The sequence below is a fragment of the Mesorhizobium sp. AA22 genome (assembly GCF_001672375.2).
Taxonomy (GTDB): domain Bacteria; phylum Pseudomonadota; class Alphaproteobacteria; order Rhizobiales; family Rhizobiaceae; genus Mesorhizobium; species Mesorhizobium wenxiniae.
The window spans coordinates 1058933-1082348 of sequence record NZ_CP048406.1; the positions used below are offsets into that span (position 1 = coordinate 1058933).

Sequence of the window (23416 nt, forward strand, 5' to 3'; positions counted from 1 at the left end):
ATCCTCCTGCCGTCCGAAGCATGAGAGAAAGGAACACCATCATGCAAAGCAGATTTCTTGCGCTCGGCCTGTTTTCGCTTGCCGCCATCCATCCCGTGCTGGCGGCGCAGCCCGACCCCGCCGCCGCGCCCGGCGACGAACCGCCGGCGATGGCCCGGCAGGACGATGCGGACCATGGCCCGATGCCCTGGCCCGGCCGGCGCGGGCCGATGCGGCATGGACCGGACGGTTTTGGTCCCGGCCGCATGGGGCCGCCGCCGGAAATGCTCGCCGCCCGGCTTTCCGCGCTTGAGACCCGCATCGGCATCAGGACGGAGCAACTCGACGCTTGGCGGGACTATACCAGCGCGCTGCAGGCGATGCTGGCGCGGCCCGATCATGGCCCGGATGGCGCCGACGCGGAAGCGCCCGGCGCCAAGGCGCCGCGCGCCTTCGCTGTCCAGGAAAGACTGGCAGACGATCTAACCCAACGTGCCGCCTCGGCAGCAAAGCTGAAGGAGACGATTGCCGCGCTTCGCGTCGAGCTGACGCCCGAACAGCTCGAAATCCTTGCTTCGGCGGACAGACCTCATGGACCACCCCAAGGCCCATGGGACAATCCGCCGGATGATGCAGCCGGCCCCGAAGGCCTGCCCGATTCTGGCAGGCCGCTTCCGCCACCCCTGCCCCGGACGGGCGGGCAACTCTGACCGGCTGCACCGGCCGGCCCGTTTGGCCTACCCCGCGATCGGGCCGGCCGGTGCTTTTGTAAAAGAGACTTCCATGTGGGAGATGTTCCTGATGCTGCGGCTGCTGATGGCGGCCGCGCCGGAGCAGCATCGCCGCGGTTCGGCGGCGACGCTGCGGTCGCTGCAGGCCTTCACCGGCGCCACCAGACTCGTCTTCTTTCGCGCGGCATTTCCCATCCTGGGAAAGGGTTCAACCGACGGCGAAATGACTGATGGCCGCTAGTTCGTCGCGAGGAAATACCTGCTGTTTGCGCCATCATTCTTGCCATGCGGTTGCGCGCTGATCGGCATATTGATGCTGATGGGCATCGCAGCCAGAAACTCGACCCTGCTCAGCCTCGTCGACATGCCGGTGGTCCATGCCTTCATGGACGAGCGCTTCCTCGGCCGGCATCTCAGCCGGCTCCTGGTGGAACCATCCGATGCCGGCAGCCAGGCGGCTTCAGTAATTTCAGGGAAAGATCCAGGCCATGCGCATCCAGTCTAGTCAGTCTCCGCTGCCGGTACGCCGGCTCCCGCCCTGGGCCGGAATGCTGTGCGCGGCGCTTCTTCTGGCTGCCTGCTCGCAGGAGCACAGCAACGCCCCTGCAGGCATGGGCGGTGTCGGCAAACCCGAGGTCGGCGTCGTCACCCTGCACCCGCAATCGGTGGCGATCACCGCCGAGCTGCCGGGCCGGACCGCTGCCTCGCTCGTAGCCGAGGTCCGGCCGCAGGTCGACGGCATCATCCGGCAGCGGCTGTTCCAGGAAGGCGCCGAGGTGGTGGCGGGGCAGCCGCTCTACCTCATCGACCCGGCGAGCTATCAGGCCGCCTATGACAGCGCCGTCGCGGCCCGGCAGAAGGCTGAAGCCGCGGTGCCCACCGCCCAGGCCAAGTTCGACCGCTATGCCGGGCTGCTGAAGCAGAACGTCGTCTCGAAGCAGGATTACGATGATGCCGCGGCGACGCTGGCGCAGGCGCAGGCCGACGTCGCGTCGGCCAAGGCCAGCGTCGAAACCGCGAAGATCAGCCTCAATCGCACCTCGATCACCGCGCCGATCGCCGGCCGTATCGACAAATCGACATTGACGCCGGGCGCGCTGGTCACCGCCAACCAGGAAACGGTGCTGACCACCATTCGCGCGCTCGATCCGATCAATGTCGACGTTACGCAGTCGAGCACCAACCTGCTCAATCTGCGCCAGGCGATCAACGAAGGCCGGCTGAAATTCAGCGGGACCAATGTCAGCGTCAAGCTGAAGCTCGACAACGGCACCATCTACGCGCAGAACGGCAAGCTGGAATTCGCCGGCGCCAATGTCGACCAGTCGACCGGCACCTTCGCGCTCAGAGCCCAGTTCCCCAATCCCGACCGGCTGCTCTTGCCCGGCATGTATGTGCGCGCCATCGTCGAGGAAGGCGTCGCCCAAAACAGTTTCCTGGTGCCGCAGCGCGGCGTCAGTCGCAATGCCAAGGGCGAGGCGACGGCAATGGTCGTCAATGCCGAAGGCAAGGTCGAAACGCGCGTGCTCGCCGTGCGCAACAGCGTCGGCAACAACTGGCTGGTGGATTCCGGCGTCGGCGATGGCGACCGCGTCATCGTCGAGGGCATGCAGCTCGTGCGCCCCAGTGGCGATGCAACCGCGGTCGAAGTGACGATCGACGAGGCGACCGGAGAGATCGAGGAGCGTCAATCCTCGGCCGCGCCCGCTCCCATGCAAGCAGCCGAAAGCAGCCAGAAACCGGCGCAAGGCGCTTCAAGCAACAACTGAGGCACATCATGTCCGCGTTTTTCATCAACCGGCCAATCTTTGCCTGGGTGATCGCCATCGTGATCATGCTGGGCGGCCACTTGGCGCTGCAATCGCTGCCGATCTCGCAGTATCCGCAGATCGCGCCGACCACGGTGAGCATCAGCGCCACCTATCCCGGCGCCGACGCCCAGACCGTCGAGAACTCGGTGACCAAGGTCATCGAACAGGGCATGACCGGTATCGACAATCTCGACTATATGACGGCGACGTCGACCTCGACCGGAGAGGCCTCCATCACGCTGACCTTCACCAGCGGCGCGAACGCGGACACCGCCCAGGTTCAGACGCAGAACAAGCTGCAGCTCGTGCAGTCGCAGCTGCCGCAGGTGGTCCAGAACAACGGCATCACCGTCTCCAAATCCTCGACCGGCTTCCTGATGGTCATCGGCTTCGTCTCCAGCGATGGCAAGATGAACTCGACCGATCTCGCCGACTATGTCGACGCCACCGTCAACGACACGCTGAAGCGCGTCGAGGGTGTCGGCACGACGCAGCTTTTCGGCTCGGGCTATGCCATGCGCATCTGGCTCGATCCGGACAAGCTCGCCAAATATGCCTTGATGCCGAGCGACGTGGCCTCGGCGATCGAGGCGCAGAACACGCAGGTCTCGGCCGGCCAGCTCGGCGGCCTGCCGGCGCGCAAGGGCCAGCAGCTCAATGCCACGGTGACGGCCAAGAGCCGGCTGCAGACCGCCGAACAGTTCCGCAACATCATCCTGAAGAGCCAGACCGACGGCTCGCTGGTCCGCCTCAACGATGTCGCCACCGTCGAGCTCGGCGCCGAAAGCTATACGACGCAAGCCCACTACAATGGCAAGCCGGCGGCGGGCGTCGCCGTCAGCCTGGCGACCGGCGCCAACGCCATCAACACCGCCGAGGCCGTGCGCACGACGATCAACCGCCTGAGCTCGACCCTGCCGCAAGGCGTCGAGGTCGTCTATCCCTACGACACCTCGCCCTTCGTGCGGCTGTCGATCGAGGAGGTGGTCAAGACGCTTGCCGAGGCGATCGTGCTGGTGTTCCTAGTGATGTTCGTCTTCCTGCAGAACCTGCGCGCCACCATCATCCCGACGATCGCCGTGCCGGTGGTGCTGCTCGGCACGTTCGGTGTGCTGTCGCTGTTCGACTATTCGATCAACACGCTGACCATGTTCGCCATGGTGCTCGCCATCGGCCTGCTCGTCGACGACGCCATCGTCGTCGTCGAGAATGTCGAACGCGTGATGCAGGAGGAGGGCCTGCCGCCGAAGGAGGCGACGCGCAAATCGATGAACGAGATCACCGGCGCGCTGATCGGCATCGCCACCGTGCTGTCGGCCGTGTTCGTGCCGATGGCTTTCTTCGGCGGCTCCACCGGCATCATCTACCGGCAATTCTCCGTCACCATCGTCTCGGCGATGGTGCTCTCGGTGCTGGTGGCACTGGTGCTGACGCCGGCGCTCTGCGCCACCATCCTGCGCCCTGCCAAGGACCATGCGACGCAAAGGGGTCCGTTCGGCTGGTTCAACCGCATGTTCGATCGCGGCACCATCGCCTACCGCGACGGCTCGCACGGCATCATCAACCGTTCCTGGCGCTTCCTCGCCGTGTTCCTCGCCATCGTCATCGCCATGGGCTGGATGTTTGCCCGGCTGCCGAGCTCGTTCCTGCCGGATGAGGATCAGGGCATCCTGATCACCAGCGCATCGCTGCCGGTCGGCGCGACGCAGGACCGTACCGAGCGCGTGCTGGCTGAGGTGACCAACCACTATCTCAACGAAGAGAAGGACGCGGTCGAAGGCGTGTTCACGGCTTCCGGCTTCGGCTTCGGCGGCGCCGGGCAGAATGTCGGCATCGCCTTCGTGCGGATGAAGGATTTCGACCAGCGCAAGACCTCGGCCCTTTCCGTGTCTGCGGTCGCCGGCCGCGCCATGGGCGCCTTCTCCAAGATCAGGGATGCCCAGGTTTTCGCACTCGCCCCACCCGCCATCCAGGGTTTCGGCAACACCAACGGCTTTGATTTCTACCTGCAGGACGTCAACGGCGCCGGCCATGAGGCGTTGATCCAGACGCGCAACCAGCTTCTCGGCTTGGCCGCGAAGAGCACGCTGCTCGCCAACACACGCCCGAACGGCCAGGAGGACCAGCCGCAATTTTCGGTCGATATCGACCAGGAAAAGGCGAGCGCGCTCGGCATCAGCCTCGCCGACATCAACAACACGCTTTCGACTGCCTGGGGCAGCGACTACGTCAACGACTTCATCGATCGTGGGCGGGTGAAGCCGGTCTATCTGCAGTCGGACGCGGACTTCCGCATGCAGCCGGAGGATCTCGACAAATGGCAGGTCCGCAATTCCAACGGCGCCATGGTGCCGTTCTCGGCCTTCGCCTCCAGCCACTGGACATTCGGCTCGCCCAGGCTCGAACGCTATAACGGGTCGGCGGCGGTCGAGATCCAGGGCGCGGCGGCCACGGGCGTCAGTTCGGGTGCGGCGATGGACGAGATCGACAGGCTGGTGGCGCAGCTGCCCGCCGGATATTCCCACGAATGGACCGGACTGTCGCACCAGGAGCGGCTTTCCGGCAACCAGGCGCTGTCTCTCTATGCGATTTCGGCGCTGGTCGTGTTTCTGTGTCTGGCCGCGCTCTATGAAAGCTGGTCGATCCCGTTCGCGGTCATGCTCTCGGTGCCGATCGGCATCTTCGGCGCGTTGCTGGCGGCGACCCTGTTCGGCCAGACCAACGACGTCTATTTCAAGGTCGGGTTGCTGACCACGATAGGGCTTGCCGCCAAGAACGCCATCCTCATCGTCGAGTTCGCCATCGAGCGGCAGACTGCCGGCATGGGTCTTGTCGAGGCGACGCTGGACGCGGCGCGACAAAGGCTGCGACCGATCCTGATGACGTCGCTGGCCTTCATCCTCGGCGTGACGCCGCTGGCGATCGCCAGCGGCGCCGGCTCGGGGGCGCAGAACTCCGTCGGCATCGGCGTCATGGGCGGCATGATCGCTGCGACCGTGATCGGCGTGTTCCTCGTGCCGCTGCTGTTCGTCACGGTGCGACGCATCTTCAAGGGCAGGGCGGCCAAACAGGACACTGGGCAGGATACGGGCGAGACGCCGACAATAGCCAAACAGCAATAGGGTTCTTCATATGACAGGTTTTGAACGTGGCTCGGTGGCCGCGAGGCGGACGATTGTGCCTATTCTCACCGCCGTCCTGCTCGCGGGATGCGTTGTCGGCCCGGATTATCAGACGCCGATCCTGCCGGTGCCGGCGAACTGGAGCGGTCAGAACCCGGCCAAGGTCATCAGGCCGGCGCAACTGTCGAAGTGGTGGCGACGCCTGCGCGATCCGGAGCTGAATACACTTGTCGAGCAAGCGGTTGCCGGCAATCTCGATGTGGCAACCGCAAAAGCCAGGATCCGCGAGGCGCGCGCCAGCTACCGCCAGAGCGTCGGTACATTGTTCCCGTCCGCCGACGGCTCCGGTTCCGCCACGCGCAACAAGACGGCTGCGACCACATCGGGCGGAACTGCCAGCGATGCCTACAGTCAATACCAGGCCGGCTTTGACGCCAGTTGGGAACTCGACCTGTTCGGCGCCAACCGCAGAAGCGTCGAGGCCGCGCGCTATGGGCTGGACGCCTCCGAGGAGGAACTGCGCTCGACGCTGCTGACGCTCGTCGGCGACGTGGCGTCCAGCTATGCGCAGGCGCGCGGCTATCAGGCTCGCATTCAGCTCGCCCGGCGCGCAGCCGCCTCGCAGAAGCAAACGGCGGTGCTCACCCGCGCCATGGCGCAAGCCGGCACGGCGACAGCGGCCGATGTCGCCAAGGCGATGGGACAGGCAAGCAGCACCGAGGCAGACGTTCCGTCGTTGGAAGCAGGCTACGCCGAAGCGGTGCATCGCCTTGCGGTGCTCACCGGCCGTCCGCCTTCCGCCTTGAACGAGCGGCTGAGGCGCATCGCGCCGATTCCCACCCCGCGCCTGCCGATCCCGGCCGGGATTCCGGCCGACATTCTGCTAGCCCGCCCCGACGTGCGCATGGCCGAGCGGCAATATGCGCAATACACCGCCAAGATCGGCCAGGCCGAGGCGGCGCGCTATCCCTCGGTCAGCCTGACGGGAGACATCGACACGTCAGCCTTCAAGCTCGGCGATCTCGGCAAGAACTCCTCGATCGGCTGGTCATTCGGGCCGGCGCTCAGCGTGCCGCTGTTCAATGCCGGTCAGCTGAAGGCGGCCGTCGAGGTCGCCAAAGCCCAGCGCGATCAATATTTCATCGCCTACCGGGCCTCCGTGCTGACGGCGCTCGAGGATGTGGAAAACGCGCTCGTTGCGCTACGCCAGGAGCGCATCAGGAACAGCAAGCTCGCTGCTTCCGCGAAATCCTACGCGGACACGGCACGCCTTGAAGGCACGCTTTACAAGGCCGGGGAGACAAGCCTTCTCGAGGTGCTGGACGCGGAGCGCTCGCTCTACTCGGCCGAGGACGATCTGCTGCAAAGCCGCATCGCCATCGCCACCGACTACATCGCGCTCAACAAGGCGCTCGGCGGCGGCTGGGACGGTGCGATCGATGCTGGCAAGCCGGAGGTGGTCGACGTCAAGACCGGTGCGCGGCTGGCATCGAAACCCTGAGGCCAAGCCGAGAATCGCCCCTCCGTCCAGACAGGACATCGGCGAAATCTGGATATCGGGGCTCTTGCCTGCCGTCATCCAGCTGTCATATGTTGGCGCTAAATATCCTTAACTCTGGATGTATAGATACATGGACAAGAAAGCCGCCCTCCTTGCCTTTGCAGCGCTTGGCCAGGACACCAGGCTCGAAGTGTTTCGCCTGCTGGTCCGGGCGGGCGCAGACGGTGTGCCGGCCGGCGAGATCGCCTCGCGCCTCGATACGGTGCAGAACACCATGTCGGCGCATCTGAAGGTCCTCGACCATGCCGGCCTGGTCCGTGCCGAGCGCGACGGCCGGACAATCCGCTACGTCGCCGATATGACCGGCTTTCGGAATCTCCTTGCCTATCTCATGGAGGATTGCTGCAGCGGCGCGCCGGAGCTCTGCCAGCCGGTCATTCAGGCGGTGACCTGCAACTGTTAGAAGGGACTACGCCATGAGCGAGCCATACAATGTGCTTTTTCTCTGCACCGGCAATTCGGCGAGGTCGATCCTCGCCGAAGCGATCCTGAACCGTGTCGGCGCCGGCAAGTTCAGGGCCTATTCGGCCGGATCGCACCCGAAGGGAGAGGTCCATCCCTACGCGCTCCAGCTGTTGAAAACCCTCAACCACGACACGTCCTTCGCCCGTTCGAAGGACTGGCAGGAATTCGCGGCTCCCGGCGCGGCCGAGATGAATTTCGTTTTTACCGTCTGCGACAATGCCGCCAATGAATCCTGCCCGGTGTGGCCGGGACAGCCGATGACGGCGCACTGGGGCGTGCCCGACCCGGCCGCCGTGGAAGGCACCGACGCCGAAAAACATCTGGCCTTTGCCGAAGCCTATCGCATGCTCAACAATCGGATCTCGATCTTCGTCAGCCTGCCGATGAACACGATCGACAGGCTCGCCCTGCAGAAACGGCTGGACGAAATCGGCCGCGATCTACCGAAGGCCGGCTGATTATGGCGGCTGACCTGTCCCGTCGCATTGTCGCGGAAGCGCTCGGCACGGCAATGCTTGTCGCGACGGTTGTCGGGTCCGGGATCATGGCCGACAGGCTGACGGGCGACGTCGCTGTTTCCCTGCTCGGCAACACCTTGCCGACTGGAGCGACTTTGGTGGTGTTGATCACCATACTCGGACCGATTTCGGGGGCGCATTTCAATCCGGCGGTGACGCTGGTTTTCGCCCTCAGGCGGGGAATCGAAGCGAACGCCGCACTGGCCTATGTCATCGCCCAGCTTGTCGGCGGCGTTGCCGGGACGCTGCTGGCGCACGCCATGTTCGAACTGCCGATTCTACAGATCTCGCAAACCGTGCGGACCGGAAACGGACAATGGCTCGCGGAGTTGGTGGCCGCCTTCGGCCTGGTCTTCACCATTCTGGCGGGACTTCGCTTCCGTTCGGATGCGATTCCCTGGCTGGTCGGCCTCTACATCACCGCGGCCTATTGGTTCACCGCATCGACGTCGTTCGCCAATCCGGCGGTCGCCATTGCGCGAGCGGTTTCAAACACGTTCGCGGGCATCCGTCCTGTTGACCTGCCGGCGTTCATCGTCGCCGAGCTGCTGGGCGCGCTGCTTGCCATGGCCTTGGCAGGATGGCTGCTCAGCGAGCCCAAACCAATCAGACAGATGGGAGCCGCGAAATGACCATCACCATCTACCACAACCCCGACTGCGGCACCTCGCGCAACACGCTCGCCATCATCCGGCAGTCCGGCGAAGAGCCTGATGTGATCGAGTATCTGAAGAACCCGCCGTCGCGCGAACGGCTGGTCGAGCTGATCAAGGCGACGGGAATGACGCCGCGCGAATTGCTGCGCGAGAAGGGTACGACGTACGCCGAGCTCAATCTCGGCGATCCCAAATGGACCGACGACGAGATTGTCGATTTCATGCTGGCGCATCCGATCCTGATCAACCGGCCGATCGTGGTGACGCCGCTCGGCACCATGCTTGCTCGGCCGTCCGAAGCCGTTCTCGATATCCTGCCCAATCCGGATATCGGGCCGTTCACCAAGGAAGACGGCGAAGTGGTGATCGATGCATCGGGGCGGCGCGTCTGAAGGTATAATCCAGTTCTTCGATAATCTTGGAAATAGAACTTGACGACACCCGGCAGCGGGAGCTAGCGTATTTCCATGAAACTCGAACAAGCAGCAAAACAGCTCGAGGCGCTAGGCAATCCGACGCGGCTGAAGCTTTATCGCACGCTGGTGAGGGCAGGCGAAACCGGACGACCGGTCGGTTATCTGCAGGAAGCCCTCGGCATCGCTGCGTCGACCCTGTCGCATCATCTCCACCGGCTTGTCTTGACCGGCCTGGTCACCCAGGAACGCCAGGCAACGACGCTGATCTGCCGTGCCAATTACCCTGTCATGAACGATCTCCTCGGCTTTCTTGCCGATGAATGTTGTGCCGATGCCGTATGCGGCCTGGCTGTCGGCGAGGCTGCTGCGTAACTCTTTTTGGCCTATATTTCTATAATCCTAGAAGCACAGAAGGTGCATCATGGTTCCCAACAGCAAACTCCCGGTCGCCATCATCGGCGGCGGACCGGTCGGCCTGGCGGCTGCCGCCCAACTTGTAAGCCGCGGCCTTTCGGTCAAGGTTTACGAGGCTGGTTCCGCGGTCGGGTCGAACCTTCTGGATTGGGGTCATGTGCGGGTTTTCACGCCGTGGCGCTATTGTGTCGATGCGGTCGCCCGAAAACTTCTCGAGAGCCACGGCTGGCAGATGCCGGAGCCGGAGGCGTTCCCCACGGCTGGCGAGATCGTCGACCAGTATCTCGCGCCGCTGGCAAAGCTTTCCGAACTGGCGCCGTCGATCGAGACTAATGCCCGCATTGTCGCCATTTCCCGGTGGGGAGCCGACAAGGTGTTGAGCAAGGCGCGGGAGACGCGGCCGTTCCTGCTTCTGGTCGAAACCGCCGAGGGCACGCGCCGGGACAGCGCCCGTGCCGTCATCGATGCGTCCGGCACCTGGCAAACGCCGAACCCGCTCGGTGCGGGCGGCTTGCCGGCCGAAGGTGAGAAGGAATTTGGAAACCGCATTGCCTACGGCATACCGGATGTCCTCGGACGGGACCGTCATCTCTATGCAGGCCGCACGACATTGGTCGTGGGCGCCGGCCATTCCGCTGCCAATGCCTTGCTCGAATTGATGGAGCTTGCGCAAACCGAACCGGGCACCTCGGCACTTTGGGTGACGCGCGGCACCGACCTTGTCCGCATCTACGGCGGCGGCGATGCCGACGCCTTGCCGGCGCGGGGCGAGCTCGGTTCGGATGTCCGGCATCTCGCCGAGAGCGGCCGCGTGCGGCTGGTGACGGGCTTTGCCACGGTTGCCATTCGCGAGGTCGACGGCCGCCTGGTTGTCGAAGGCCAGACAAAAGACGGATTGCGCACGCTCGGCCCCGTCGACAGGATTATCGCCGCGACCGGTCAGCGCCCTGATCTCACCTTGACCCGCGAGCTTCGGCTGGACCTTGATCCGTGGCTCGAAGGCGTCAAGGCGCTGGGGCCGCTCATCGACCCCAATGAACATTCCTGCGGCGATGTCCCGCCGCATGGTCATCGCGAGCTCAGCCACCCCGAGCCCGATTTCTACACGGTCGGCGTCAAAAGCTACGGCCGGGCGCCGACGTTCCTGCTGCTGACCGGCTATGAGCAGGTCCGCTCGGTCGCCGCGGCGCTCGCCGGCGACATGGCTGCGGCCGATGCCGTGCAGCTGGAGTTGCCCGAGACCGGCGTCTGCACTGTGCCGGCGTCACTTTCAGGCGCGTCGTCCCAGGGTTGCTGCGGCGGGCCGGCGCCGGCTGCTGTCGATGCCTGTTGTGTCGACGACGCCAAGGCGAAGGCGAGCGGCAAGTCAGGCTGCGGCTGCGGCAGCACGCAAGCGATCGCAGCAGTGCGCAGCGGCGATCTCGAGATCGCCGCTCGATGAGCGACCGGAAGATCCCGGCTGCCGCGCTCTGGGCGTTGGGGCTGACGCAGATCATCGGCTATGGCACGCTCTATTACAGCTTCAGTATCCTGGTGCCGTCGATCGCGCTCGAATTCGCCTGGCCGGAACAATGGGTTTTCGGCGCCCTGTCGGCGTCGCTGCTGGTGGGTGGCCTGTTTGCACCGACAGCCGGGCGCTGGGCCGATCGTTTCGGCGCCGGCCGGGTGATGACCTTTGGTTCGCTTGCTGCCGCAGCAGCGCTCGTCGCTTGCGCGCTAGCACCCGGCCGGGTGAGCTTTGTGCTGGCTCTGGTGGCGATGGAGCTGGCGTCCGCCTTCGTGCTTTACAGCGCCGCTTTCGTCGCGATCGTCCAGATCGGCGGAGCCTGGGCGCAGCGCAGCATCACCCATCTGACGCTGATCGCCGGCTTCGCCTCCACCCTGTTCTGGCCGTTGACGGCTGCGCTGCACGAACACCTGACCTGGCGCGAGGTCTATTTGGTCTTTGCCGGCATCAATGTCGCCATCTGCCTGCCTATCCATGCCTGGCTGGCACGGCTGTCGCGTCGGACAGACGAAAGCGCCTCACCGACACCTGCGGCCGTCGCGCCGGCAGGCCGTGCCTTCACGCCACGCGACCGCAGCAGAGTGTTTCTGCTCATGCTTGGCGGCTTCGCGATCGAGGGGTTCGTGCTGTCCTCGATTCTCGTTCACATGGTGCCGCTGACGACGGCGCTCGGGCTTGGCTCCGCCGGGCTCGTCGTAACCACGCTTTTCGGGCCCTCCCAGGTGGCGAGCCGGTTGATCAACATGCTGTTCGGCGGCCGGCTGGCACAGACTTGGCTCGCGGTGATCGGCGCGACATTGCTGCCGCTCGGCCTTGTCGTCCTGCTGGCGATGACACCATCGCTGCCAGGCGCCATCGCCTTCGTCATCCTGTTTGGATTGGGCTCGGGCCTCGCCAGCATCGTCGGCGGCACGCTGCCCCTGGAACTGTTCGGGCGGGAGCGCTACGGCGCCCGGCTCGGCTGGGTGACGGCCGCGCGTCAGTTTTCTTCAGCGCTTGCGCCCTTTGCCCTTGCCATGGCGATGGCAGGCATCGGCGTCCAACCATCGCTCTGGTTGACCGCTGCGGTCGGCATGCTCGGCATACTGGCTTTCTCGGCAATCATCCTGATCAGGCGGCAGCCTCTCGCGCATGATCGCGTGATGCTTACCTCGGCGAACTGACGTCGCGTGCAGCGTACAGCTGTGCGCAACAGCGAGCGGTCGGCCATGGGCGCTCGACGGGCTGTGATGCGGTTGATAAGCCCTCTCCCCAAGGAGAGTCGAGACATGACCGTTGCGATCGAGATGGGCCACACGACCGCAGGCGCCCCGGCGGCACTGGATCTTGAGGAACTGCTGGCGACCCGCCTTTTGGTGCAGGGCAATTCGGGCTCCGGCAAATCGCATCTGCTGCGCCGGCTGCTGGAGCAGAGTGCCCCCTGGGTGCAGCAGACCATCATCGATCCCGAAGGCGACTTCGTATCGCTGGGCGACCGTTTCGGCCATCTGGTAATCGATGCCGAGGAGCATACCGAGCGCGGCCTGCAGAGCGCCGGCGAGCGGGCGCGCATCCATCGCGTTTCCACGGTGCTCAATCTCGAAGGGCTCGACGCCGAGAACCAGATGCGTCGCGCCGCTGCCTTCCTCGGCGGACTGTTCGACGTCGCCCGCGACCACTGGTACCCGATGCTGGTGGTGGTGGACGAGGCGCAGCTCTTCGCGCCGGCCGTCGCCGGTGAGGTTTCGGACGAGGCGCGCAAACTCTCGCTCGGCGCCATGACCAACCTGATGTGCCGTGGCCGCAAACGCGGGCTTGCCGGGATCATCGCCACCCAGCGGCTGGCCAAGCTCGCCAAGAATGTCGCCGCCGAAGCCTCCAATTTCCTCATGGGCCGAACTTTTTTGGACATTGATATGGCCCGCGCGGCCGACTTGCTGGGCATGGAGCGGCGGCAGGCCGAGGCTTTCCGCGACCTGGAGCGCGGGCAGTTCATGGCGCTCGGCCCGGCGCTGTCGCGCCGACCGCTGGGCTTGCGCATCGGCCCGACCGATACAAGTCCACGCAACGGCACCCCGCGGCTGATGCCGCTGCCGGAAGCAGCACTGGAGGATGCCCGCGCCATCATCCTGGCAGCGCCGCCGCCGGAAACTGTCCGGCCGCAGCGCCGGTCGTCGCCGGACCTGCTCGACCAGCTGATGGCGGCGAAATCGGCGGCACTGGAAATCCGCCCCGAACCGGTGGAGCCGCCGATCAGCGCCGAGGACTTGGCGGAGCGGCGGGAGCGGGTGGACCGGGTCCTGCGCGCCGTGCTGGCGCAGCCCGACGCCGGCTTCCGTGTCATCGGCGTGCTCTATCAGGAGTTCGTGGTCCGCTGCCGAATCGAGGGCCTCGCCTCAGTCGTGCCGGACCTGCCCGCCTTCCGCCGCATGCTGACGCGCGCCCGCGCCGGCCTCGGCTCCGACATGGCTGGGGATGACGCCTGGCAGGATGTCTCGGCGCGCGCCTCGCTGCTGCCCGAGGATATGCAGGGTGTGTTCATGATGATCGCCCGCGCGGCGAAGGAGGGCTGGCCCTGCCCGAGCGACGCGGCGATCGCCCGCGCCTACGGCTCGCACTCGCTGCGCCGCGCCCGGCGCCTGCTGACCTATATCGAGGAACAGGGCCTGATCGTATGCCAGCTTGACGGTCTCGGCCGGCGGGTCGTGACGCTCGTCGAATTGGCCTGGGCAACGGCACCGGGCGACCCCAACGCCGAGGAGGCGGAGCAGGGCAGTTTGGCTGTGTGAGGCGGCGGCCGAGTGCGCAAAGGGAATGCCACGCATCAAGGCGATGTATTGCCAAGCGGCAGGTACAGCGGCGAGTCTTTTTTGCGCAGATAGGGCCTCGCTGGCCCGCCACAGCTCATCTGCCCGGTCTTCATCATACGACGACGAATTGGCGCGACGCAGATCCGCCTATTGTAAGTTCTTCGATGCTACAGCACTCCCTCCTGCCGACGGCGCTTTACATATGTTCTAAATTACCCGCGGGTCGGTTTGCTAATAAAGAGATCAGCCCCGATCAACTGACGAAGGACAAGAAATACGGCAGGACTGTAGCGCAAATATCCGCCGAAACTACGCTACCGCCGCCTATTACCCCCTTCGGTTCATTCTGTTGACATCTCCTGCTTCTGGAGAGATGGTAAGATACTACGCCCGGCCCTTTTTCCGAAGATTTTATTCTGCAGCTTTATCAAAGGATTTTGGCGATGCGTTTGTCTCGATCGCGCCGACTTGTGGCCATCGCTTTGACGGCAATCGCAGCCGTCACCCTTCCCTCTTATGGACATGCCGAGGACAAGCTGCTGACGGAAGCGGTGCAGTTCAACGGTACGATCCTGTATCTCTCCACTGAAGTGCCTGGCCTGATCTTCGGCGCCGTGCGCAACGGCGAGACGGCCTTGGCGGGTTTCGGCAAGATTGCCGACGGAAGTGAAAAAGTGCCCGACGGCGACACAATGTTCCGAATCGCGTCCGTGAGCAAAGTGTTCTGCGGCAATGTGCTTTCCTCGCTCGCGATCGACGGCAGGTACAGCTCACCGACCGGCTGCAGGATCGCCTTGGCTGGGACGTCACGCTCCCGGAGAAAGATGGCCGCGCCCTCCGCCTGATCGATCTCGTCGCGCAAGCTTCCGGCCTTCCGCGGGAGGTGCCAGTGGCCGAGGCGCCTCCCTCCGACCCCTTCTCTACCAACACGAAAGAGGCGCAGATTGCCGCCCTCAAGGACAATCCGCTGCTGTTCGCGCCGGGCACCGCCGTTCTCTATTCAAACTTCGGATACGACCTCCTCGGAGCGGCGCTCGCGAATGTCTCTGGAAAGCCTTATGCCGAGGTTCTTCGGGAGCGTGTCCTCGATCCCCTCGGCATGAAAGACACGGTTTTCAACCCAAGACCGGAGGATGAACCGCGCCTGATGCAGGGCCATAACTTCGATGGCAGCGCCATGCCCATCGTGCCGACGAGCACAGCCATGGAATGCGCCGGTGGGTTGTACTCGACCGCGGACGACCTGCTGCGCTGGATGAACTGGCATGTCGACAACAAGCCTTCCGCGGCCGACGCCGAGTTCCGCCTCGTGAACCACGCGGCTTTTTTGTACCGGGACGGGCTCGCGTCGGTAGTGGGACTGGATGACGGCGGCCCGATGGACGCCATGGGTCTCGGATGGGTCATCATGCTCCCCAACGAGCATCGCCCGCTCATCCTCCAGAAGAGCGGCGGCCTGCAAGGGATGTTTCTCTATGTTGCGATTGCACCGACACGCGGCGTCGGCGCTTTCTTCGTCATGAACGAATTCAATGCCGCCGGCTTCATGGCCGGGGTTAAGACGACGAACGATCTCGTCGCAGAGATCGCTCCGCGCTGATTTCGCGCTTATCGGTAGAACGTGCGCGATCATTAATGCTGTGGAGGGGCCTGACGGACGGCATGTTTCGCGGCCAGGCAAGCGCGACAACGGCTATTTCCGGCCGACCGCTTAGCTATCCATTGCTGAGGACTTGCCGGCGCCGACCCGCTTCATCGCTGCTCACGGCCTGCTCAAGCGGCGGCCAAGGTTCTGCCTCTCGACTCTTTGGCATCCCGTTTTCGTAGCCGACCGCGAATGCCGCGCTGCTCGCAGTCCCGACAGCATCAGCCGCCTCCTGGCGCAACCCGACGCGGGTTCCGTGTCATCGGCGTGCTTTATCAGGAGTTCGTGGTCCGCGGCCGCATAGAGGCCTCGCCTAGGTTGTGCCTGACCTGCCCGCCTTCCGCCGCATGCTGACGCGCGCCCGCGCCGGCTTGGGTTCCGATATGGCAGGGAATGATGCCTGGCAGGATGTCTCGGTGCGCCTCGCTGCTGCCCGAGGACTATGCAGGGTATGTTCATGATGATCGCCCGCGCAGCGAAGGAGGGCTGGCCCTGCCCGAGCGACGCAGCAATTGCCCGCGCCTATGGCTCACACTCGCTGCGCCGTGCCCGGCGTCTGCTGACCTATATCGAGGAGCAGGGCCTCATCGTCTGCCAACTCGACGGGACTGGGCGGCGGACGGTGACGCTCGTCGAACTGGCCTGGGCGACCGCACCGGGCGACCCTAATGCGGCGGAGGCCGAGCAGGGGCGTTTGGCTGTGTGAGGGCGGATGGGGCGCCCGGGCTCAGCCAGAAGATGAGGTCAGCCCAGAAGATTGCGCGCCGCTCGCATGAATATTTTCGACCCGATCGGGATCAAATCGTCCGGAAAGTCATAGTCCGGATTGTGCAACGCAGGGTGCCGCTCGCCCGCACCCAGGAAGAACATCGCCGACGAGGCGCTGTGGCCGAACAAGCCGAAATCTTCCGAAGCACGCATTGGCAGGGCTTCTTCTCCGTGCACGACGCCTTCTTCATCGAGAGCTCGCCGCAGATGCTCTACGGCGTCCGGCGCATTGACGCTGGCCACAAATATCTCTTGATAGTCCCACCGGGCAGAAAGGCCATGCTGGCCAGCGATCTGTGTGACCAGCGATTCAGCGGCGGCGCACAGGTTTGCCATGCGCTCGTCGCGCCGGGTGCGCAGCGTCGCCCAGACCTCTGCATGGCCGGGCGCAATGCCGAACACCGCTTCGCCCATCGCGGCATGGGTGACGGTCAGCATGCTGAAGTTGTCGTCGGCAAAAGTTCCGCTGCCAAGTGCCGGGAGTGCCGGCATCAACTGGCTGATTGCCATCATCGGCGAGACGCCGGTCTCGGGCATGGACGAATGCGCGGTCTTGCCCTCTAGCACGATGCGCATGCCGCGTGAAGCGCAGTTCACCACTCCGGTCTTGAGCCGCACCTCGCCGAACGGCACGCCCGGCAGATTGTGCAGCGAGAAGGCGAAATCCGGGGCGATCTCCCCAAAGCGCGGATCGGCGACGACACCGGCAGCACCATTGCCGGTTTCTTCCGCCGGCTGGAACATCAGCACGACGCGACCGCGGGCAGGTTTTTCGCGCCCCAACTGACGGCCAAGTGCCGCCAGGATCGCGGTATGTCCGTCATGGCCGCACATATGCGACTTGCCCGGCACGAGTGATGCATGATCTACGCCAGAAAGTTCATAAATCGGCAGCGCATCGAGTTCCGAACGAAACATCACCGTCGGCCCCGCCTTGCCGCTTTCGTAGATCGCCGCCACGCCATGCCCGCCCAATCCGGTCAGCACCTTGTCCGGCCCCGTATCGGCAAGGAAGTCGGCGACCTCTTTAGCGGTCTTCTCCTCTTCATTCGAGATTTCGGGGTTCTGGTGCAGCTTGCGCCGCCACGCTATAAGCTCGACGATGTCTCGATTGGTAAGGGTCACGTGTTCCAACTCCGTTTGCGCTCCATTCTAAGCAAAAGCAGCCATTGCTCCAGGGTCAACGAGTCTCGAAATGGAAGACCGGGAGCTCGGAGTGCCCTTGGGTTGTAAGAACCAGTATTTCGGCGATCCGTTCGAGCCTGGGCCTTCTCGCGCACAATGGGTCGAGCGGATGCCGTGAAGCCTGGCCGACATGATCATCCGCCGCTCGCCCGCGCGGAGCTGCCTGAAGATACGGCCGCTCTTGCCCACTATCTCATCGGCAAGCTGGTGGTGCGGGCGTTGCCGGAAGGCATCGTCAGCGGCCGCATTGTCGAGACCGAGGCCTATGTCGCCGGCGATGCCGCCGGGCACGGTTACCGGGGAATGACCCCGCGCAACCGTTCGCTGTTTCTTGAGCGCGGGCACGCCTACGTCTATCTCGCCTATGGCCTCTCATACATGCTGAATGTTTCGAGCGAGACGGCTGGGATCGGAACCGGCGTGCTGATCAGGGCGCTCGAGCCGCTCGAAGGCGTGGGAGTCATGCGGTTCCATCGCGGCGTCGAACGCTTGCGCGACCTGGCGCGAGGACCGGGTAGGCTGGCTGCCGCGTTGCGAATCGACCGTTCGCTCGACGGGCTCGATCTTTGCCGGGAAGGCCCGCTATGGCTGGCACGAGACGACCACAAAGCAGGCGAAATCGGGAAGAGCATTAGGATCGGCATTTCGAAGGACGCGGATCGGCTATTGCGATTTTATGTCAGGGGGAGTGCGTTTGTCAGCGGCCCAAGATCGCTGAGCCAGGGGCAGCGGTAGTAGCAGAGTTGCAGGTAAAGCATCGGAGTCTGATTGCGCCCAGAAGCGGACAATCGAGTGCGATTTATGTGGTAACCCGCAATGGGCCGTCTGCTGTCCTTCCGGTTTCGGGCGCGATGCGTTAGAAAGCTGACGTTCCTCTTGCGACTTCGAGTCCGTCATCTGGTGGGAGGCGGCAGAGCCCCAAAGGCGGACGATCGACAGCTTTTCGAGGTGAGCGTAACGAGATTCGTCAACGGACGGATGCCGAAAGACGGCACCGACCCGAGAACAGTAGCTTTATCATTTTTTTGAGTCCTGCGCGGTAAGGTTCCGTGCATGTGGTTGAAGACTTACTTGATCATCACCGGCATCGGCGCGTTCGTGGCGCTGACAATGCCCTGGCTGGTCATCATCGGCAGTTTCCTGATTATCCCGGGGATCATCCTCGCGTCGATGCCAACGGCTTTCATGTATGGCGTCGCCTTCGCGCTGTTCCGCTTGCTGCTCGGAGCTTTCCTTTCAGGGGTTTCTCTGAACGTCATGTCGGGCGCTGCGACGCTGGCACTGTTCTGGACCATCCCCCAGCCAGGCCTCACCTGGGCGAGGGGCATGCTGGCCAGCCTGAAGGAGCCGGACATTCAGGCGAGCGCACCGATTGCGCTCAAGGGCGACATTCTCCTCGCCCGCCCGTTCGAGGGCCGTTGCGATGCACTGTGCGCGGCCTTGCTCAAGACCCCGGGCGTCACTTCGGTCCGCGTCCAGACCCCTCGCGGTCATTCCAATACCTATCGCATCGTGCCGGACTCGACGCCCGGCAAACGAAGCACCGTCATCGGGCATGGCCTGCTGGAAGAGTGGCGCTACGATGCCTCCGATCCGCTCGCCCCTCAGCGCGCGCTGGAAGCCGAATGGAACCTGATGATGTCAGAGGGCAAGGCGCTGCTGCAAAGCGACGACGCCCTCGAACCCGACTTCACCATCGCGATCGAGGACGGCCCTGCCGTGCCCGATGCCAAGCCCCGATGGGGACGGGTGGATTGGTCGCTCGAACCCTCCGCACCCCACCGCAAGGCGCTCACCATCACCGACGCCGGTGAACAGGTGCTGCTGCGGCAGTCGATCCTGTCGATCTTTGCCCCGGCGGCGCCGATGCTGATCGGGACTTCGGGCGGGATCGAGACCTTCCGGTTCGGCTGGGCGCGTCGGCGGCTCGGTGACGGAAGGATGTACGCCGAGGTTCCGGTCAACCGGTTGCTACTCGACCACACCAGCGTTTCGCGCGGCGTGGATATGGAAGCGGCGAAAACGAGAACGCGCGAGGAACTTGCCAGAGCGCTCGACGATTCGCGTAAGCCGGTGAGCGATCCCGCGTTCGCGCTCGCCAATCAGTGGATGGACTCGTTCCGCGCGAACGACCAGCCGCTCGGCGAGAGCGACCGCCGTCTGCTGGTTCGCATCTTGGAGGATCCGCGGGTGCGATCCTCAGACGGGCTGTGGGCGATCATCAAACAGGTCGATGGCGACTCCGCCGGTCTGCGGCGGCTCGCCGCCCGCCGCTACCTCGCGGCCACCGACAAGAAGGAGGCGCGCCATTGGATCAATGCCCTGGCCGGCCTCCCTGTAGGTGCATACGCCGATCCTCTGCCGGAAGAGCGCGAGATTCTCGCCGATCCGGCGGTCAGCCGCTTTGCCACCGGCCTGATCAAGCGCCAGGGCGACCGCGGCGTCGATGCCGTGCCCGACCTGTTGCGGATGCTGCGCGAGTACTCCGTCCACGATCCGGGCAAGTATGGCTTCAGCGACCTGACCGCGGCTACCGATGCCGTGCGAAGCGGCTTTCGCCGCATTGGCCCTGCGGCCTCTTTCGCGCGGCCTGAGATCGAGCAGCTCCTGGCTTCGCCGGGTCTGGAGTACCGCTACAAGACGCTCGGCCAGGAAGAATGGGACACGCTGCTGGTCGTCCTCGGGAAGCCTGTCGAAACGCTTACCAAGCCAGAAAACCGAGGTGGTACCGACGCGAGGTACCGCGAGCGCGTCGCTCAACGGGCCGCCAAGCCTTACGATCCGCGCCGGGATTGATCGCCGAAACGGGAAGAAGAATCTTCGGGGACAGAGCTACGTCCGGCGACAGGATGGATGATGGGCTGGCCCATTCGGGGTGTCGCGCGGTCTGAATGTCCGGATCGTTTTCAGTGTCGATCAATAGCTGCCATTCCGCTTTCCACCATGAGCGGTCGCTATCCCTCTGGGGTCCGGCCACGCGGTTGGGTAAAAGCCAATCAGCGTACTGCTGGGACTGTCCGGGAATGGGCAGTCAGAGCGGCCGCTAGTACGTTGGCGTGACGGTGAAGCTGTAAAGGTCAATCCAAGCACACCACAACCCTCGTAGCCGGACGTGATCACCGGCGGGCCGACGGGATCTGCCGGCTGCGCGGAGACGATCGCCCCAACTCAAGAAACGCTCGCCGCGCAATGCTGATCGATGGTAGGCGCCGTGCAAATGCAATGCCACCGTAGGTGGTTCAGCTCGTGAGGCATTCCGATGCATCGCTGCCCGCCTCGAAGCACTCGCGCCAGCGGGCGGCATCCTGATCTCCGGCAAAGTGCACGACGAAGTCGAGGGCAAGCTGAATTGCGGCTTTGAGGATCGAGGCTCAAGATCGGTCAAGAACATCGCTTGGCCGGTTAGGACTTACCTCGTCCAACGTGAAGAACCGGCCGCGGCTCGCTCGATACGCGGTGCCGCCCTGCAGCAGGAGATCGAATATTGCCGTGCCCCCGACGGCGTGCGCCTCGCCTGGGCCAAGGTCGGCACGGGACCGCCGATCGTGAAGGCGGCCAATTGGCTCAACCATCTCGAATACGATTGGGAGAGCCCGGTATGGCGCGCCTTTCTGGAGCGGCTGGCGAGAGGCAACACGCTGATCCGCTACGACGCTCGCGGCAACGGCCTCTCGCATTGGGATGTACCGGACGTCTCCCTCAACGCATGGGTGAGCGATCTTAAGGCTGTGGTGGACGACGCTCGACCGCTTTGCCCTGCTCGGCGTCTCGCAGGGCTGTGCGGTCTCGATTGCCTTCGCGGAGCGCTATCCCGAGCGGGTGTCGCACCTCATCTTGTATGGCGGGTTCGCGCTTGGCGCTTGCAAACGCTCGCCTGAGAGCAGGGGCGAAGCGAGACGCCATGGCAACCCTGATGTGTTTTGGGTGCGGATGAGCCAGTCTTCCGCCAATGTTCACCTCGCAGTTCATGCCCGACGCCACAAAGGAGCAGGCGGACGTCTGGAACGAGCTTCAGCGGCGGACGACCTCGCCCGAGTGCGCGGTCCGCTACTTCGAAACGGTAGGTGACCTCGACGTGCGCGATCTCCTGTCTCGGGTGCAGGCACGGACCCTCGTAATGCACGTCCGCGGCGACCTCATCGCTCCGCTCGAGAGCGGGCGCTAGGTGGCGGCCGGCATACGGGACGCACGGTTCGTTGCGATGGAGGGGCGCAGCCATTTGGTCCAGGAGAGCGAGCCTGCCTTCGAACGGCTATTCTTATCGAGGTGACGCCCTGAATCTTCTCTGCTTCGAGCGAGCTAGGCGGTGTGGACGGATTTGACGGAGATGAAGCCGGCGGCGAGTGCGACGGAACGACGCCCATTTCAGCTTCGTTGAAACACCCCTGCTGGAAAGGGTTGAGTGGCTACAGCCGAACGTCCGCTTGTGTGCAAACGTGCCGCCTCGCCTGTTCACTCGGATGTCGGCTTTTGGATGCGGCTAGGGTCTACTCAACGACCGACATGCGGCGCAAAGCAGCCATGCCGCCGTCGCGTGTGAGACTCTGCTTCGGGTCACAAGCAGAACAGCAGCCCCCTACGGCTCGTCCCTCTCATCGCGCAAATTAGACACAACGCGGCGGTTCTGCGACCTGCAGGCGGTGTCGGGGCAGTCGCGGACGAGCCTGTCCTTGCCGTAGCCCTTGGCCCACATGCGGTTGCGGTCTATGCCGCCGGCGGCGAGGTAGTCCATCACCGCATCGGCGCGCTGCTGCGACAGCGCCGTTTCACTTGCGCCGGGATCGTCGGCGAAACCCTGCAGCTTGAGCAGCCAGCGCGGATGCTTTGCTAACCAGGCGATCTGGGTGTCGAGGGTGGCCTTGGCGACAGAATCGAGCGCGGCCGAACCTTGCGTGAAATAGGTGCGGCGGCCGACATTGAGTATAAAATCCTCCTCGCTGCCCGGCTGCACGTTCTGGAAGCCGGCAACCTCGGTGTTGGTGATGTTGGGCGTGGAAGGGGCCAGCGTGTTGCTGGTCGAGCAGGATGCGGCCAGCACCAGCAGGCCGGCGGCGAGCAGCCGGCGCGTGTTTTCAATCATGCGGTTCATGAGGCGCCAATCATTCGACAGTGGTGGAAGCGGGCGCCTGGTCGGCGATGTGCGGCAGGACCTGCACCGCTGTGCCGATCGGGCAGCGCTGGTAGAGGTCGATGATGTCTTCCGGGAACATCCGGATGCAGCCGCTGGAAGCGTCGGTGCCGATGCTCCATGGCTCCAGCGTGCCATGCAGGCGGTAGCCGGTGTCGGCGCCGTTGCGGTGCAGATAGAGCGCGCGCGGCCCGAGCGGATTGTTGGACGCGCCGCCTGCGACCATGTGCGGTAGGTCCGGCTTGCGCTTACGCATTTCGGGGGGCGGTACCCATTGCGGCCACAGCGCGCGGCGGTCGATCGTCGCGCGGCCGTACCATTTGAAGCCGTCCTTGCCGACGCCGACGCCGTAGCGGATGGCGGTCTTGTTTTCCATGATGACGTAGAGGAAGTGGTGGCGGGTATCGACCACGACGGTGCCGACCGGCTCGCTACTGAAATACTTGACGATCTGGCGATGCCATCTCTTGTCGATCTTGGCGAAGTTGGTCTTGCGATAGACAAAATTGTTGTCGCTGGCGGTACCGGCGAAAAAGGATTTTGCCGCCGCGGCTTGAGCAATATTGCTGGTTGCACCCACCGCGACCATCGCCAGGCCGCCGAGCACGACACCCCTGCGTGATAAAACCATCGGCAATTTTCCCCCCATGCCAAAAGCCTGGCGCACCATAGTTGAGAATTACTTCGCCTCAAAGTGGAAAATGCTGCGTTGCTTCAGTCC

Annotated in this window: 20 protein-coding genes and 2 pseudogenes; 19 read left to right on the forward strand and 3 right to left on the reverse strand. The window is 64.3% G+C overall.

What is annotated here, in order from left to right; genetic code table 11:
- Window positions 1–41: 41 nt before the first annotated feature.
- The 16 genes and pseudogenes from A9K68_RS05030 to A9K68_RS05105 all read left to right on the forward strand — a co-directional run.
- Complete coding sequence (locus tag A9K68_RS05030) at window positions 42–689, forward strand: hypothetical protein (protein WP_065010257.1); 648 nt, start codon at window positions 42–44, stop codon at window positions 687–689.
- 91 nt (window positions 690–780) lie between these two features.
- Window positions 781–951: a hypothetical protein gene (locus A9K68_RS05035; RefSeq protein ID WP_156768456.1), complete on the forward strand. Its 171-nt coding sequence runs from the start codon at window positions 781–783 to the stop codon at window positions 949–951.
- A gap of 78 nt (window positions 952–1029) precedes the next feature.
- Complete coding sequence (locus A9K68_RS05040; protein ID WP_203546886.1) at window positions 1030–1215, forward strand: hypothetical protein; 186 nt, start codon at window positions 1030–1032, stop codon at window positions 1213–1215.
- On the forward strand, window positions 1199–2479 hold the full coding sequence (locus tag A9K68_RS05045) for an efflux RND transporter periplasmic adaptor subunit (protein ID WP_082982574.1): 1281 nt from the start codon (window positions 1199–1201) through the stop codon (window positions 2477–2479). Before A9K68_RS05040 ends, A9K68_RS05045 begins: the two co-directional genes overlap by 17 nt.
- 8 nt (window positions 2480–2487) lie before the next feature.
- On the forward strand, window positions 2488–5643 hold the full coding sequence (locus A9K68_RS05050; protein ID WP_065010239.1) for an efflux RND transporter permease subunit: 3156 nt from the start codon (window positions 2488–2490) through the stop codon (window positions 5641–5643).
- A gap of 10 nt (window positions 5644–5653) precedes the next feature.
- Window positions 5654–7144, forward strand: coding sequence for an efflux transporter outer membrane subunit (locus A9K68_RS05055; RefSeq protein WP_065010238.1), 1491 nt, complete (start codon window positions 5654–5656; stop codon window positions 7142–7144).
- A 130-nt stretch (window positions 7145–7274) separates the two neighbouring features.
- On the forward strand, window positions 7275–7607 hold the full coding sequence (locus tag A9K68_RS05060; RefSeq protein WP_065010237.1) for a helix-turn-helix transcriptional regulator: 333 nt from the start codon (window positions 7275–7277) through the stop codon (window positions 7605–7607).
- 13 nt (window positions 7608–7620) lie between these two features.
- The gene (locus A9K68_RS05065) at window positions 7621–8127 is read left to right on the forward strand and encodes an arsenate reductase ArsC (protein WP_065010236.1); all 507 of its coding nucleotides are present in this window, start codon (window positions 7621–7623) and stop codon (window positions 8125–8127) included.
- A gap of 2 nt (window positions 8128–8129) precedes the next feature.
- The gene (locus A9K68_RS05070; RefSeq protein ID WP_065010235.1) at window positions 8130–8819 is read left to right on the forward strand and encodes an MIP/aquaporin family protein; all 690 of its coding nucleotides are present in this window, start codon (window positions 8130–8132) and stop codon (window positions 8817–8819) included.
- The gene (gene arsC, locus A9K68_RS05075; RefSeq protein ID WP_065010234.1) at window positions 8816–9235 is read left to right on the forward strand and encodes an arsenate reductase (glutaredoxin); all 420 of its coding nucleotides are present in this window, start codon (window positions 8816–8818) and stop codon (window positions 9233–9235) included. Before A9K68_RS05070 ends, arsC begins: the two co-directional genes overlap by 4 nt.
- Before the next feature lie 75 nt (window positions 9236–9310).
- Window positions 9311–9631, forward strand: coding sequence for a metalloregulator ArsR/SmtB family transcription factor (locus A9K68_RS05080; protein WP_065010233.1), 321 nt, complete (start codon window positions 9311–9313; stop codon window positions 9629–9631).
- Window positions 9632–9680: 49 nt separating this feature from the next.
- Window positions 9681–11114 carry an NAD(P)-binding domain-containing protein gene (locus A9K68_RS05085; protein ID WP_065010232.1) on the forward strand — a complete coding sequence of 478 codons (1434 nt, stop codon included), beginning with the start codon at window positions 9681–9683 and terminating at the stop codon, window positions 11112–11114.
- Entirely contained in the window at window positions 11111–12343 is a 1233-nt protein-coding gene (gene arsK / locus A9K68_RS05090; RefSeq protein ID WP_065010231.1) for an arsenite efflux MFS transporter ArsK, read from the forward strand. The genes A9K68_RS05085 and arsK overlap by 4 nt, the downstream gene beginning before the upstream one ends.
- Window positions 12344–12448: 105 nt before the next feature.
- A complete protein-coding gene (locus A9K68_RS05095; protein WP_065010230.1) occupies window positions 12449–13948 on the forward strand; it encodes an ATP-binding protein in 1500 nt (499 codons plus the stop codon).
- 464 nt (window positions 13949–14412) lie between these two features.
- Window positions 14413–15569: pseudogene (ampH, locus tag A9K68_RS05100) on the forward strand (D-alanyl-D-alanine-carboxypeptidase/endopeptidase AmpH).
- Between the two features lie 294 nt (window positions 15570–15863).
- A pseudogene (locus A9K68_RS05105) lies at window positions 15864–16320 on the forward strand (ATP-binding protein); the annotation flags it as partial.
- A gap of 38 nt (window positions 16321–16358) precedes the next feature.
- On the opposite strand, the gene A9K68_RS05110 reads toward A9K68_RS05105, so the two are convergent.
- Window positions 16359–17507, reverse strand: a complete 1149-nt coding sequence (locus A9K68_RS05110) for an amidohydrolase (RefSeq protein ID WP_065010256.1) — start codon at window positions 17505–17507, stop codon at window positions 16359–16361.
- A gap of 156 nt (window positions 17508–17663) precedes the next feature.
- On the opposite strand from A9K68_RS05110, the gene A9K68_RS05115 reads away from it, so the two are divergent.
- The 3 genes from A9K68_RS05115 to A9K68_RS31580 all read left to right on the forward strand — a co-directional run bounded on the left by A9K68_RS05115 (window position 17664) and on the right by A9K68_RS31580 (window position 21445).
- A complete protein-coding gene (locus A9K68_RS05115) occupies window positions 17664–18302 on the forward strand; it encodes a DNA-3-methyladenine glycosylase (protein WP_065010228.1) in 639 nt (212 codons plus the stop codon).
- 336 nt (window positions 18303–18638) lie between these two features.
- Window positions 18639–20363 (forward strand): hypothetical protein, encoded by a 1725-nt coding sequence (locus A9K68_RS05120; protein WP_203546887.1) that lies wholly within the window; start codon window positions 18639–18641, stop codon window positions 20361–20363.
- A 524-nt stretch (window positions 20364–20887) separates the two neighbouring features.
- Complete coding sequence (locus A9K68_RS31580) at window positions 20888–21445, forward strand: hypothetical protein (protein WP_065010226.1); 558 nt, start codon at window positions 20888–20890, stop codon at window positions 21443–21445.
- A 698-nt stretch (window positions 21446–22143) separates the two neighbouring features.
- Here the strand turns inward: A9K68_RS31580 and A9K68_RS05130 are convergent.
- Entirely contained in the window at window positions 22144–22656 is a 513-nt protein-coding gene (locus A9K68_RS05130) for an OmpA family protein (protein ID WP_065010224.1), read from the reverse strand.
- A gap of 10 nt (window positions 22657–22666) precedes the next feature.
- Window positions 22667–23326: a L,D-transpeptidase gene (locus A9K68_RS05135; protein WP_065010255.1), complete on the reverse strand. Its 660-nt coding sequence runs from the start codon at window positions 23324–23326 to the stop codon at window positions 22667–22669.
- Window positions 23327–23416: the final 90 nt, after the last annotated feature.

Bases quoted from the DNA above. Each gene is read 5' to 3' on its own strand.
- A9K68_RS05030 (WP_065010257.1), top strand. From the start codon at position 42: ATGCAAAGCAGATTTCTTGCGCTCGGCCTGTTTTCGCTTGCCGCCATC.
- A9K68_RS05035 (WP_156768456.1), top strand. From the start codon at position 781: ATGCTGCGGCTGCTGATGGCGGCCGCGCCGGAGCAGCATCGCCGCGGT.
- A9K68_RS05040 (WP_203546886.1), top strand. From the start codon at position 1,030: ATGGGCATCGCAGCCAGAAACTCGACCCTGCTCAGCCTCGTCGACATG.
- A9K68_RS05045 (WP_082982574.1), top strand. From the start codon at position 1,199: ATGCGCATCCAGTCTAGTCAGTCTCCGCTGCCGGTACGCCGGCTCCCG.
- A9K68_RS05050 (WP_065010239.1), top strand. From the start codon at position 2,488: ATGTCCGCGTTTTTCATCAACCGGCCAATCTTTGCCTGGGTGATCGCC.
- A9K68_RS05055 (WP_065010238.1), top strand. From the start codon at position 5,654: ATGACAGGTTTTGAACGTGGCTCGGTGGCCGCGAGGCGGACGATTGTG.
- A9K68_RS05060 (WP_065010237.1), top strand. From the start codon at position 7,275: ATGGACAAGAAAGCCGCCCTCCTTGCCTTTGCAGCGCTTGGCCAGGAC.
- A9K68_RS05065 (WP_065010236.1), top strand. From the start codon at position 7,621: ATGAGCGAGCCATACAATGTGCTTTTTCTCTGCACCGGCAATTCGGCG.
- A9K68_RS05070 (WP_065010235.1), top strand. From the start codon at position 8,130: ATGGCGGCTGACCTGTCCCGTCGCATTGTCGCGGAAGCGCTCGGCACG.
- arsC (WP_065010234.1), top strand. From the start codon at position 8,816: ATGACCATCACCATCTACCACAACCCCGACTGCGGCACCTCGCGCAAC.
- A9K68_RS05080 (WP_065010233.1), top strand. From the start codon at position 9,311: ATGAAACTCGAACAAGCAGCAAAACAGCTCGAGGCGCTAGGCAATCCG.
- A9K68_RS05085 (WP_065010232.1), top strand. From the start codon at position 9,681: ATGGTTCCCAACAGCAAACTCCCGGTCGCCATCATCGGCGGCGGACCG.
- arsK (WP_065010231.1), top strand. From the start codon at position 11,111: ATGAGCGACCGGAAGATCCCGGCTGCCGCGCTCTGGGCGTTGGGGCTG.
- A9K68_RS05095 (WP_065010230.1), top strand. From the start codon at position 12,449: ATGACCGTTGCGATCGAGATGGGCCACACGACCGCAGGCGCCCCGGCG.
- A9K68_RS05115 (WP_065010228.1), top strand. From the start codon at position 17,664: ATGGGTCGAGCGGATGCCGTGAAGCCTGGCCGACATGATCATCCGCCG.
- A9K68_RS05130 (WP_065010224.1), bottom strand. From the start codon at position 22,656: ATGAACCGCATGATTGAAAACACGCGCCGGCTGCTCGCCGCCGGCCTG.
- A9K68_RS05135 (WP_065010255.1), bottom strand. From the start codon at position 23,326: ATGGTTTTATCACGCAGGGGTGTCGTGCTCGGCGGCCTGGCGATGGTC.